Here is an 11,931-nt window from a genome sequence, read left to right on the forward strand (position 1 = left end):
AAAACGCATCACCGTTCAATACATCTGTAAGGAGGAAAAATGAAACTCTTCAAGCGTAAAAACGACAGGGCAGCTCCCGAGCTCATCCCTGCATCACGAGAAGCTGAAAGCTGTCCCGTACTCCCGTTTTCGGCAGATCCCGTTGAGAAGGAACTCTTTGACAGGCTCCGCCGTGCAGTACCTATCGTCGATGCGGCGGTCATGAAGATAATCCGTCTTACCGGCGGCTTCAGGCTGGTCTGCTCGGATGAGAAAATGCAGGCGGCTCTGGATGAGTTCTGCGATAACGTACCCGTAGGTCTTACGGGACGCTCGGTAAATACTTTTGCGGACAACTTCCTTGACAGTCTGCTGACCTACGGCTCGGCAGTAGGTGAGATAGTTCCCGACACGGAAAATTCACGTATCGCAGGACTCTGGATAGCCGATCCTTCAAGGATAACGGTATCGGCAGGAAGCTCGCCATTTACAAGGGAATACTCCCTGAGACAGAGCGACGGCAGTATGAAAAAGCTCACTCATCCCGAAAACATCATCTATGCTTCGCTTACAGGCGGTGTTTCACTGCTTCGTGGACTGCCTGCACTAAGCGGAATACTCATGAGGATATACCAGTGCATCGGTCAGAACTTCGACCGTGCAGGCAATGTCCGCTATGCTGTTACATACAAGCCCGAAAACGGCTCGGAGCTTACCAATACCCGTGAACACGCCATGCAGATAGCAAGAGAGTGGGCGGACGGTATGAACTCCGCAAAATACGGTCAGGTAAAGGACTTCGTTGCAGTAGGGGATGTGGATATAAAGGTCATCGGTGCTGACAATCAGTTCTATGATACGAATATACCCGTCCGACAGCTTCTTGAACAGATAGTGGCAAAGCTCTCTATACCGCCTTTCCTGCTGGGACTCAGCTGGAGCAGTACCGAGCGTATGTCCTCTCAGCAGGCGGATATACTCACCTCTGAGCTGGAGTATTACCGCAGACTTCTAACGCCCGTCATCCGCGATATAGGACGCTCTTTCCTGCGTTCGTCAGGTTCGGACGCCGACTGTACCGTTGAATGGGAGAACATCAACCTGCAGGATGAATCAGTCCTTGCAGAAACAAGACTTAAGAACGCTCAGGCGCGTGAAATTGAACTGCGCCTCGGCGATGAATAACAGGAGGTAAATTATGTATAACGATATCAGACTTGAAAAAGGACTCTATAATCTCAGCGGAAAATCCTTCACAGCTGCCCTTGAGGAGCTTGATCCCTCGTCCGCTTATCTCGGCACTCCCCTTGAACCTCTCGATGCCTTCGAGCGTCAGCTCAAGCGCTTCAACATCAGGGTAAGCGGTCCAGACTGCGATAAGGTCGAGAAGTTCTTCTCATCTACCGAGACCGCTGTACTCTTCCCCGAATACGTAACAAGATGCATCAGAAAGGGCTTCGATGAAACTGTGCTTGCATCGGTATGCGCTGCAAAGACTGTAAGTGAGAGCAGCCAGTATCTGGGCTGTGTGCTCACGGATACGGCTCAGTATACCACAACCACACAGGCTCAGCTCCTTCCCGAGGCTACTGTTTACGAGGGTACAACTCCCGTAACACTGGAGAAGTTCGGCAGACGCATCAGCGCTTCCTACGAGGCTGTGAGAAAGCAGCGTCTTGACGTATTCGGCGTTATGCTCAGAAGCATCGGCGTGAAGCTTGCTTCATCCGTAGTGAAAAAGGCGGTAACTGTCCTTGCTGAAAATGCACAGGGCATCTCTACTTCCGACCTTACCTATGCTGACCTTGCAGAGCTTTACGGTCAGTTTGAATACTTCGACATGACGGCTGTTATTGCTTCTCCTGCAAACGCTTCAAAGATAGCCGCTATGGAGCAGCTCAAAAACACCCGTGCGGATAACGACGGACGCATCGTACTTCCATTCGGTTCCGAGCTTATCAAGTCCTCTGCGGCAGCGGATTCAACTATCATCGGTATCGATAAGAGTTTCGCACTTGAATTCATCACAAGCAGCGATCTCGTGCTTGAAACCGACAAGCTCATCGACCGTCAGCTGGATCAGATAACCGTATCTATCACCTGCGGCTTCAGAAAGATCACACCTGAGGCAGTAAAGGTTCTTACTATCAGCTGATACATTTATTGAGGGGACGTCCTTCGGGACGTTCCCGCCTTCAGAAAGGAGTGATATTGTGGATCAGAAAACACTTGATCTTATCAATAAATTCACACGCCGTCCCTTTACCGAGGAGGAACTGTTCGTGTTCTCTGTAGTCCTCTGCGATAACGATATAGACCGTGACAACGAACGCTTTTCCGACGATGCGCTTGTTTCGCTCAAGGACCTCTTCATCGGCAAAACAGGCATATTCGACCACGATTCTGCCGCTTCTAACCAGAATGCACGTATCTTCCGCACGGAAGTTGTTACCGATGAGGAACGTTCCACAAAGTACGGCAAGCCATATAAGTACCTTAAGGCTATGGCTTATATGGTCAGGACGGATGAGAATTCCGCCCTTATCGCCGAGATAGACGGCGGCATCAAAAAGGAGGTAAGCATCTCATGCTCGGCGGCAGGACGTATCTGCTCGGTGTGCGGCTGCGACAAGAATGTTTCCCAGTGCAGTCACGTTAAAGGAAAGAGCTATAACGGTCAGCTCTGCCATACCGTACTTACCGACATAACGGATGCATACGAGTGGAGCTTCGTAGCTGTACCTGCACAGGTCAATGCAGGCGTAACAAAGCGCTGTACCTCCGGGGAGCATCGCTCTGCACCCGTTGAGCAGGAAAGCAGCAATGACCGTCAGCTCAGAAGCGATATCCGCCGTCTTGCCTACTTCACAGGCGGACTTGCGGCAGCTGAAGCTGCGGATATAATTACCGAGGGTATGGAGACCGAACGTCTTGTGTCCCTTAAATCCGCATACGAAAGCGCTCCCAGAAGAAAGGGCATAACCGTTCAACTCATGCCGCAGACCGAAGAATCGGACGATAACTGCTTCACCGTCAGATAGGAGGGAATATGAACTTAGAATCCGTAAAATCACTGTTTCAGCTTTTCTCGGGTGAGGAGCCCAACGAGAAATATGCTCCCGTTATCACCCTTGCCATGACCGAGGTGACACGTCTTCTGCGTCCCGATGCGGACGCATCGGATGTGCGCCTTGACTTCCTTGCGGCTGCCTTCGCAAATTACCGTGTAAGGACTATCCTCTGTTCGGCGCAGTCCGACAAGGTGACTTACGCAGGAAAAATGGTGACTCCCGAGAACGATTCTTCCCTTGCCTATGCGGAAAAGCTCCTTCGGGACCACTGCGAGCTCTGCTCGGACCTTATTTACCCTTACTCATTCATTTTCATCGGCGTTTCGGGAGGTGAAAGACTATGATAAGAAACATCATCGAAAGTCTCGTGACAGAGCTTAGAAACAGCGGCGTCACCGAGATATACAGTGCATTTGATGCCATACCCGTAAGCCGAAAGAGCAGCGGTTTCTTCACTGTTGCGGATATAGGCGGTTTCGAGTGCGGCAGACCTATCTATTCGCAGTACACCGTGTTTATGCCATTCAAGTCCGAGGTGCTGCTTTCCGTTACAGCTCCCGAGGACAGCCGTCTGGACAGGCTGTATTCCTACTTCGGCAGCGATATAGAACCTGTTCTGCTCAGTCTCTCCGACCTGGACTGCCGCCTCAGCAAGGTCACTGTAAAGCACGATTCAAATATCCGCCGACTTGTGCTTACGGCTTCTTTTTCCGTCTGCGGAGTTGAACGTATAGAAAGGAGCGGCGAATGAAAGATACACCTTTCAATGTCCGTGAGGCAGTGCCCGTAACTCTCGGCAGCCTGACACTCTACTGTGAGGAATTCCGTGTTACCGACTCGACAGCGTGGTTCGAGCAGCCTACGGTAAGCGGCGACACCGCCATAACGAACTGCTGCCGCCATGCCAAAAAGATTACCCTTACGGGCAGAGTCACAGAGGAGGATACACCTCTCGGGTTCATCATTGCAGCGGACTCTGCGGCAGGTGCTTCAAATGTCTACTCCTTTACCTACAGGGGAGCGGTTTTCAGCGGCTGCAGGGTGGCTTCATTCACCGCAGAGGATAAGGGCGGACCTTTCTTTTATGTGTCCGTGACGCTCATTTCCTCCGAACCCGTTACCGCTGCGGAGGTGGTATGATATGCAGGCACAGCTTGTTTTCCGCAATGAACAGGGCATCGATATCACGGAAAGCTGCATACTCGCTTTCACCTTCCGAAAGGATGCCTATACGCCTTATACGTCCCTTACGGCACGATTTATCGCACATGATACCGTACCCTCACAGGTAACGGAGGTTCGGTTCATCTTAGGCGGACATCTTATACATCACGGTACTGTGGACAGCCTTACGGTTGAGGAGACGGGAGGAGTCAGAACGGGAGTTCTCAGCTCACAAAGCTTCACTGCTATGCTTGCACAGAATCAGCTCGAACCGGGACTGTATACCAATATCTCCATTGACAGTCTTATGGATAACATGCTGCCCATCCCTTATGTCACCCATGAAGCAAGCTCCGACAGCAGCGGTTATATCTACGTGAAAAAGGGCTCAACACTCTGGGACGGCATCGTTAATCTGTGCTACAAGAAAAGCGGCAGATTCCCCTATATCCACGGTACAAACTGCGTGATGTTCAGTCCGCTCGCACAGCCTGCGGACTTCTCCTACGGAAGCGGCGATATGCTTTCTGTGGGAAGCGCTCTTGCGGAGAAACGTCTTGTGAGCGACTTCCATATGGCTGACATAGACGAGCAGTACGGCAGCTACGACCTGAACGATCCCGATGTTACCGCAAGGAACATAGTTCGTCACCGCTGGTTCGACCTTGATATGCAGTTTCTGTACGATCCGCAGAAGGCTCTGACCTACCGAAGCAGCTTCGCTTCAAGAGCGTGGCGCAGACATTTCTGTACGTATAACGGTTACAACGGCGAGGATATCGGCGATAATGTGACCTTTGACAGCATCGTGCAGAAGCCTGTGGGTTCCGTAGCCATAACGGGCGGACGAAACGGTATAATCACCGAAATATCGGTATTCAACGACAAATTTTACCCTGTTTGAGCCGGTGCGTGGACTTTCAATCACAGACATTTCTGTTTATGCTGAATTATATAGTATAATTAATTTCTTTGATATGTACAGATGTAACAATGATATATAACTAAATACACGAAATTTTTATACATAAGTCAAAGTTAACTATATGCAACAAACGAAAAATATTTCTTGTAACGTGTTATAATTAATAACAGAGATGTCGACAACTCAGAAAATACTATAAAGGATAATGATCAAAATGAACAAGAATTTTAAAAAAATCGCAGCATCTATCGCAGCAGCAGCTCTCTGCGCTGTTTCAGCAATGTCAACAACTCTCAATGTAAATGCAGCAGAATCCAACAAGCATTCAACATTCAGAACTTATTTCTATTATGACGCAGCTAATGACACAAGCAATGCGCTTGATTCACTCGAAATCTGCTTCTATACATACCATTACTGCCCTGTAAAGGGACCAGGTATCGTTGGACCTGTCCGCACATATGGCTGCCTCAATAACTTTAGCTGGGCTAAGCCTTACGGAAGCGGTACACAGTACGGTGAACTCGGCATTATGACTACAAGAAGAACCAATAAAACTAAGCAGAGCGGTATGATCTGCCAGATAGTAACAGAGGCTAAGGATAATAAGGAACATGACCTCGCTTGGGCTATTGGCAATGAATACAATGAGAACAGCGGATCTTCAATTGAATATTCTTACAGAATACGCAATGCTAATAATCAGCTTATGAGTGTATCTGAGTATTCTCAGTACGAGTCTAAGGCTTACGAGGACGCTGACAAGGATGTTCTCAAGAGTGATCTGTGCGTAAAGGCAATGACTGTACGCATCGGTGACATCAATCTTGACGGCGTAGTAAATTCAGCTGACCGTCAGTGGATCTACAGATACGTATACCAGGGAATTGCTCTTCCAACTGTTCACAAGAGCCTTGGCGGAAAGATGCAGTCCTACTATGCTGCTGATATTAACGGCGACGGACAGGTTAACGGTACAGACTACAGTCTGATCACTAACTACCTTAATGGCTATCAGAGACTTGTTGACTGCCAGTTTACATAATAATAAATTTTTTGTACATACGAAAGGGCTCCCGTTCATCGGGAGCCTTTATTATTTACAACTGTATGCGTTAGAAAGTTCACGGAACAACTGAGATACAGCTGAACTGCACGCTTTTTACACGTAAACACCGTTATTCTGCACATAATTCCGCAGAAAGCGATCCTCTTTTTCTACCCGAATTTCTCGAAATCAAACACGAGAACACGAGAGAAAACGAGAAAACAAGAGAGAAATCATGAGAAAATACGATATACTTTGAAAAAAATCCGAAAAACCTATTGACAAATCCCTCCTTTTCGTTTATAATAATTCTTGCACTGTCGGGAATTCGGAAAACTCCGTACCTGACGAAAATAATTCTAACGGAGGAAATTATTATGTCAACTACACTGGCTAAACCCGCTGAAGTAAGCCGCACATGGTATATCCTTGACGCTGCAGGTCAGCCTCTCGGCCGCGTTGCAGCTAAGGCAGCTCACATTCTCAGAGGTAAGCATAAGCCCACCTACACTCCTAACGTAGACTGCGGCGATCATGTTATCGTTATCAACTGCGCTCAGGCTATTCTCACAGGCAGAAAGCTCGAGCAGAAGAAGTACTACTGGCACACAGGCTGGATCGGCGGTCTCAAGTCCATTTCTTACAAGGACATGATGGCTGATCAGGCTGACAGAGCTATGGCTATCGCTATCAACGGTATGCTCCCTAACAACAGCCTCGGCAGAGCTCAGCTCAAGAGACTCAGAACTTATAAGGACGCTAACCATAAGCAGGAAGCTCAGAAGCCTGTTGCTTACGAGTATTAATAAAGGAGGGCTTTTCAAATGTACGAATCAAAGGTTAAATACTACTACGGAACAGGTAGAAGAAAGCACTCCGTTGCAAGAGTTAGAATCTACCCAGGTTCAGGCAATGTTACTATAAACGGCAGAGGTATCGATGACTATTTCGGTCTCGAGACTCTTAAGCTCATCGTTCGTCAGCCTCTCGCTCTTACAGACAACCTCGATAAGTTCGATATCGTTTGTACTGTTGCTGGCGGCGGCGTTACAGGTCAGGCTGGCGCTATCAGACACGGTCTTTCACGTGCTCTCCTCGAGTTCGATGCTGAGCTCCGTCCAACCCTCAAGAAGGCTGGATTCCTCACTCGTGACCCACGTATGAAGGAGAGAAAGAAGTACGGTCTCAAGGCTGCTCGTCGTGCTCCTCAGTTCTCAAAGAGATAAGTTTATTATCGATTATCAAAGTACCTTTGCTATGCAGAGGTACTTTTTTATAGCTAAAGGCCTCTCAGTTCATTGCTGGGAGGTTTGTTTTTTATAATAAGGACTATTATTTCGTCAGCAGGATAATTGCCAAAATTGTTATGGTGAAGTTTATGCATAATGGTTACATATAGACCTGATGGTTGTAATATACCTTTTGTTATATTTTTGATACTACTATCAATTAGTTAGCTAAATAAAACGCAAGGAAATATTGATGTGAAAATTCTGGAGAAAATGCGGATATACCTGGGTTACACTCTGTTTGAGATCTGCGGCTTAAAGAGGATAAACGGGACTGTTCAATGTGATGAAAAGGTGAAACAAAAAATTACGGATTGGATAAAAATAAGTTCATTATACTAATGATTAATCTTTTTTATCACTATTTGACATTTTGCATATATAAAGTTTGTGTAAAATGAGAAGTGAAATTTTCATTAAAAAATGGTATAATAATAAAAAAATATATCATGTATTTTCAGCCGATGATACAGCAGCGTAAAAACTGTAAGGTATGATTCAAAGGAGAGTGAATTTCCCCAATGGCTCAGAGGAAAGAAAAAGATTCTTCTGTATCTCATAAAGTACTTACGTTGATCGGCGCTTTGATATGTATAATACTTATACCGATACTGGTTATCAATATTACTCTTATCGTCAAAAGCTATACCAATAAGGACGAGGTCCCGAAGCTTGGCGGATATTGTCCGCTGATAGTTCTCACCAAGTCCATGGAACCTGAAATAAACGGCGGCGATCTTATAATCGTCAGGCAGATTGACGGTGGAGACGTTAAAACAGGTGATATAATCGCTTTCTTTGATCCCGACGGAAACGGCAGCAGCATACTGACACACCGTGTTACAGCCGTAGAGACCGAGAACGGAGTTCTCTCCTTCAGGACCAAGGGTGACGCGAATAACACAGAGGATAAAAAAGCAGTCTCTGAGGATAAACTCGTAGGTATATATAAAATACGTATCCCAGGCGCAGGCAATGCGGCTATGTTCATGCAGACAACGGCAGGACTCATAGTCTGTGTCATAATCCCGCTTATACTTCTTGTGGGATTTGACCTTATACGCCGCAGGAAACATGAACAGCAGAATCAACAGGATACAGCTGCACTCCTTAAAGAGCTCGAGGAGCTGAGGGCGCAGAAAAAAGACAAAACCGACGGAACAGAATAAACAAGAAAACTGTTCACGGTCCATACGTTATCCACCATAAGCTATTCCGAGAGGGAGAATAGAAAACATTTAAACCGAAAACCATATGAAAGGGGTATGAATTATGAGAAAAAACAAGGCAATGAGAGCAGCAGGTGGAATGCTTATAGCTACATTATTATCCACCAGCATAGTAAGCGGAACATATGCAAAGTATGTTACAGAAGACAGCGGCTCTGATACAGCACGTGTTGCAAAGTTCGGAGTAGTTGTTACCGCAGACGGAGACCTTTTCTCCGATACATACAAGACTACTGCAAATACACCTGGTGTAAGCGCTGATAACAAGGCTGATGCAGCATCACTTTCTGTTGTTTCTGCAGCATATGCAAGCGGCAACGGCGTTGACGGTACAGACCATGTTGTAGCACCCGGAACAAAGAATACAGACGGTCTTACATTTACAGTTACAGGCACACCTGAAGTCGCTGTAAAGCTCGCATTCGACGTTAAGGATGATGCAGGCGCTGCTTTTGACCAGACCGCTAAGGATATCTACCTTAAGGCAAAGACAGGCCTTCCTGATATGACAACAGGAAATTCGACTGATACATTCGATAACGCTGCTGACTATTATCCTGTACAGTATACTCTTACTTCAACAGGTACAGCAGGTATCAGCAAGACAGGTACACTCAAGGAAGTTACAGACTACCTCAACGGTCTGACAACTCTTACATATCCTGCAAATACAGATCTCTCAGCTGCTATCGGTACACTTAAGCTCACATGGGAGTGGGAGTACGGTGCAGCAGCAACAGATACAGGTCACGACAAGCAGGATACTCTCCTGGGTGACCTTGCAGCAGGTACTACACTTACACCTGCGGCAACCCTTACAGCAGGTACAGACTATAACCTCAATACAGGCGTTAAGATCACTCTCAGCGTAACTCAGGTCGACTGATAACAGGTTTACAGTCCATAAAAAAATGAATAATTAATGTGGGGCGGTACGGTCTTCGCTTAGCGGAGACTGTACTCAGCCTACATGTTTGCGGCAGCCCGATCCGACATTGTTGTCTTCGTCGGACTGCCGCAAGTGCGATATATACATTCTTTCCGCATTGCGGAGCAGAGGAGGGGAGACATTTGAAACAGAGATTGGATAACAGGATATCATTTCTCGGCATTGCTGCGGTATTGGTGATAATCTGTGATATTGCTTCGTTTGCACTCCTTTTCTCACGTCTTTCCGCTTATGCTCCCGAAGGATTCAGAAATGTCATACCGCTTACGGAGTCGAGAGACCTTACTACAGTTACGGAATCAACCCGTCAGGAGCTTGCGGGCGGAGACAGTGCCTCACAGCTTTCGGCGCATGATGTTCCGAATGTGGTACAGCTTGCATCTCCGGGATTCAGGACATATGACAAGGATAAGGTGTGGGTATCGGATACCGATCTGGAGATATTCCGCCTTACCTACAGCAGCGAGAACGGTATGACCGTAAAGAGTGAGAACGGCGATAAGCTCATAGCTCCCGGAACTTCGGAAGAATATGTGTTCACTCTTGAAAATACGGGCGATGTACCTCTTGCATATGACATGACAATGTCCGCAAAGGTAACGGGTACCGACCTCGAACTTCCCGTAAAGGTGAACGTTCACGATCATACAGACAGGTATATCCTCGGAAGCAGCGACACTCTTACAAAGGTCGATTCGCTTAACAGCGTTGCGGAACATTCACAGCTAAGTGCTGGCAGATTCGCAGTTTATACCCTTAAATGGGAGTGGCCCTTTGAGTGGGACAACGATGACTATGATACAATGCTCGGCAATATGGCTGTTGATGACGATCTTGCTCTTACCATACGCATCAACACCTATGCTTCATACGATGAAGAAGCTGCCGAAGCTCCTGCGGAAAAGCAGGAGGAGCACGGACTTGAAGCTCCGTATTCACCTGTGGCTTCACCGAAAACAGGTGTTGCTCTCGGCATGATACCTGTGATACTTACGGCTGCGCTTATAGCCATGTTCGTAATGCGTCCCAAAAACAGAAAAGATGAGGAAACTGAAACTTGAAACGTAAATTCAGCATCCTGCGTATCCTGATACTTGCTTTTATAAGCCTTATCATAGGTCACAGACTCTATATATGGAACGCAGAGACTCTTGTAGGCAACGCTATGCCGATGCCTTTCGGAACAGGTGTAGCAGTTGTGCTTTCGGGCAGTATGGAACCCGAACTAAGCGTGGATGACCTCGTTATAGTAAGGGCTGCCGATACATACAATAAAGGCGATGTGGTGGTATATCAGGACGGGAACGGTCTCGTCATACACCGCATCATAGACTCTGATGACAACAGCTATACTACAAAGGGCGATGCCAATAATGTCCCCGATCCTCCCGTAAGGAAGGAAATGATAAAGGGCAGAATGACCGCTCGTATCAGTTCGGCAGGAGCTGTTGTAAGATTTATAAAGACACCTGCGGGGTTCTTTCTGATGATAGCGGCTGCTGTGCTGCTGTTTGAGATACCTTATCTTTCGGAAAGAAAAAAAGCACTGGCTCAGCAGGAAAAAATAAAGGAAGAGATAAGAAAACTTAAAGAGGAATGATACGCCGTCCGAGTCCGATGAGCGACGGTATCTTATAATAAAGGAGGAAACGCTGTGAACAGATCCAACAGAAAAAACGGCTTTCTCTCATATAATAATCTGCTCAGAGCAGCGGCTGTCCTCTTCATACTCACTATGATATCGGTTTGGTGGGTGAGCGGACTTTTTGCAAAGTTCATCGTTTCGGATAACCGCTCTGATGCAGTTCGTGCAGCGGCTTTCTCTGAGATAGCCGTGAAAGAGCATAAAGTAGTTTACGATAACGGCGTCTATTCGCTTGATACTTCCAAAGCTGTCAGCAGCAACGAATACAGTATCGTTGTTCCGGGAACAAAGCTCCCGAAGGATCCCTTTGTTACAATAGACGGAAACAGCGATGCTTCAGGCGTTGTCTATATCGAGGTCAATGATGACGGGCTTCCCGATGAGATAACTTACAGTATCAGCAGCGACTGGACTCTGTCCGACGATATCGCTCCGATGCACGGAGGAAGGATATATAAATACAAAAATGTGCTGCCTGCACATACCGAGACTCTTATCGAACATATCATCAAGGATGATGAGCTTGCCGTAAGCGAGAATTTCAGGGATAAGAGCAATAAGACAAAGAATTCGGGCAGCTTCAGCATGGTATTCTATGCTTATCTGATACAGACAGACTGATATGCGGAAAG

15 protein-coding genes are annotated in these 11,931 nt (G+C 47.0%); all 15 read left to right on the forward strand.

Annotated elements, in window-relative coordinates; genetic code table 11:
* The first annotated feature begins 39 nt into the window (after positions 1-39).
* The 15 genes from BT127_RS11100 (at position 40) to BT127_RS11170 (ending at position 11,920) form a co-directional block, all read left to right on the forward strand.
* The gene (locus tag BT127_RS11100) at positions 40-1,164 is read left to right on the forward strand and encodes a phage portal protein (protein ID WP_075425070.1); all 1,125 of its coding nucleotides are present in this window, start codon (positions 40-42) and stop codon (positions 1,162-1,164) included.
* A 13-nt stretch (positions 1,165-1,177) separates the two neighbouring features.
* Positions 1,178-2,134: a phage major capsid protein gene (locus BT127_RS11105; protein WP_075425071.1), complete on the forward strand. Its 957-nt coding sequence runs from the start codon at positions 1,178-1,180 to the stop codon at positions 2,132-2,134.
* A 58-nt stretch (positions 2,135-2,192) separates the two neighbouring features.
* A complete protein-coding gene (locus BT127_RS11110) occupies positions 2,193-3,020 on the forward strand; it encodes a hypothetical protein (RefSeq protein WP_139275506.1) in 828 nt (275 codons plus the stop codon).
* Positions 3,021-3,028: 8 nt separating this feature from the next.
* Positions 3,029-3,394 (forward strand): hypothetical protein, encoded by a 366-nt coding sequence (locus BT127_RS11115; RefSeq protein ID WP_075425073.1) that lies wholly within the window; start codon positions 3,029-3,031, stop codon positions 3,392-3,394.
* Entirely contained in the window at positions 3,391-3,801 is a 411-nt protein-coding gene (locus BT127_RS11120; RefSeq protein WP_075425074.1) for a hypothetical protein, read from the forward strand. The genes BT127_RS11115 and BT127_RS11120 overlap by 4 nt, the downstream gene beginning before the upstream one ends.
* Positions 3,798-4,190, forward strand: coding sequence for a hypothetical protein (locus tag BT127_RS11125; protein ID WP_075425075.1), 393 nt, complete (start codon positions 3,798-3,800; stop codon positions 4,188-4,190). The genes BT127_RS11120 and BT127_RS11125 overlap by 4 nt, the downstream gene beginning before the upstream one ends.
* Position 4,191: 1 nt before the next feature.
* Positions 4,192-5,118, forward strand: coding sequence for a hypothetical protein (locus BT127_RS11130; protein WP_075425076.1), 927 nt, complete (start codon positions 4,192-4,194; stop codon positions 5,116-5,118).
* Positions 5,119-5,353: 235 nt separating this feature from the next.
* The gene (locus tag BT127_RS11135; RefSeq protein ID WP_075425077.1) at positions 5,354-6,184 is read left to right on the forward strand and encodes a dockerin type I repeat-containing protein; all 831 of its coding nucleotides are present in this window, start codon (positions 5,354-5,356) and stop codon (positions 6,182-6,184) included.
* Positions 6,185-6,564: 380 nt separating this feature from the next.
* Complete coding sequence (gene rplM, locus BT127_RS11140; protein WP_075425078.1) at positions 6,565-6,993, forward strand: 50S ribosomal protein L13; 429 nt, start codon at positions 6,565-6,567, stop codon at positions 6,991-6,993.
* Between the two features lie 18 nt (positions 6,994-7,011).
* Positions 7,012-7,413 carry a 30S ribosomal protein S9 gene (gene rpsI, locus BT127_RS11145; protein ID WP_075425079.1) on the forward strand — a complete coding sequence of 134 codons (402 nt, stop codon included), beginning with the start codon at positions 7,012-7,014 and terminating at the stop codon, positions 7,411-7,413.
* A gap of 584 nt (positions 7,414-7,997) precedes the next feature.
* Positions 7,998-8,645: a signal peptidase I gene (locus BT127_RS11150; protein ID WP_075425080.1), complete on the forward strand. Its 648-nt coding sequence runs from the start codon at positions 7,998-8,000 to the stop codon at positions 8,643-8,645.
* Between the two features lie 103 nt (positions 8,646-8,748).
* A complete protein-coding gene (locus tag BT127_RS11155) occupies positions 8,749-9,591 on the forward strand; it encodes a hypothetical protein (protein ID WP_075425081.1) in 843 nt (280 codons plus the stop codon).
* Positions 9,592-9,776: 185 nt separating this feature from the next.
* Entirely contained in the window at positions 9,777-10,715 is a 939-nt protein-coding gene (locus BT127_RS11160; protein ID WP_075425082.1) for a hypothetical protein, read from the forward strand.
* Entirely contained in the window at positions 10,712-11,254 is a 543-nt protein-coding gene (locus BT127_RS11165) for a signal peptidase I (protein WP_075425083.1), read from the forward strand. Before BT127_RS11160 ends, BT127_RS11165 begins: the two co-directional genes overlap by 4 nt.
* A 54-nt stretch (positions 11,255-11,308) precedes the next feature.
* A complete protein-coding gene (locus tag BT127_RS11170; protein WP_075425084.1) occupies positions 11,309-11,920 on the forward strand; it encodes a hypothetical protein in 612 nt (203 codons plus the stop codon).
* Positions 11,921-11,931: the final 11 nt, after the last annotated feature.

The organism is Ruminococcus sp. XPD3002, from assembly GCA_900119535.1.
In the GTDB taxonomy this organism is placed as follows: Bacteria; Bacillota; Clostridia; order Oscillospirales; family Ruminococcaceae; genus Ruminococcus; species Ruminococcus flavefaciens_H.

Coding starts and splice junctions, on each gene's coding strand:
- BT127_RS11120 (WP_075425074.1), top strand. CDS start 3,391: ATGATAAGAAACATCATCGAAAGTCTCGTGACAGAGCTTAGAAACAGC.
- BT127_RS11135 (WP_075425077.1), top strand. CDS start 5,354: ATGAACAAGAATTTTAAAAAAATCGCAGCATCTATCGCAGCAGCAGCT.
- BT127_RS11150 (WP_075425080.1), top strand. CDS start 7,998: ATGGCTCAGAGGAAAGAAAAAGATTCTTCTGTATCTCATAAAGTACTT.
- BT127_RS11130 (WP_075425076.1), top strand. CDS start 4,192: ATGCAGGCACAGCTTGTTTTCCGCAATGAACAGGGCATCGATATCACG.
- rpsI (WP_075425079.1), top strand. CDS start 7,012: ATGTACGAATCAAAGGTTAAATACTACTACGGAACAGGTAGAAGAAAG.
- BT127_RS11100 (WP_075425070.1), top strand. CDS start 40: ATGAAACTCTTCAAGCGTAAAAACGACAGGGCAGCTCCCGAGCTCATC.
- BT127_RS11105 (WP_075425071.1), top strand. CDS start 1,178: ATGTATAACGATATCAGACTTGAAAAAGGACTCTATAATCTCAGCGGA.
- rplM (WP_075425078.1), top strand. CDS start 6,565: ATGTCAACTACACTGGCTAAACCCGCTGAAGTAAGCCGCACATGGTAT.
- BT127_RS11155 (WP_075425081.1), top strand. CDS start 8,749: ATGAGAAAAAACAAGGCAATGAGAGCAGCAGGTGGAATGCTTATAGCT.
- BT127_RS11125 (WP_075425075.1), top strand. CDS start 3,798: ATGAAAGATACACCTTTCAATGTCCGTGAGGCAGTGCCCGTAACTCTC.
- BT127_RS11115 (WP_075425073.1), top strand. CDS start 3,029: ATGAACTTAGAATCCGTAAAATCACTGTTTCAGCTTTTCTCGGGTGAG.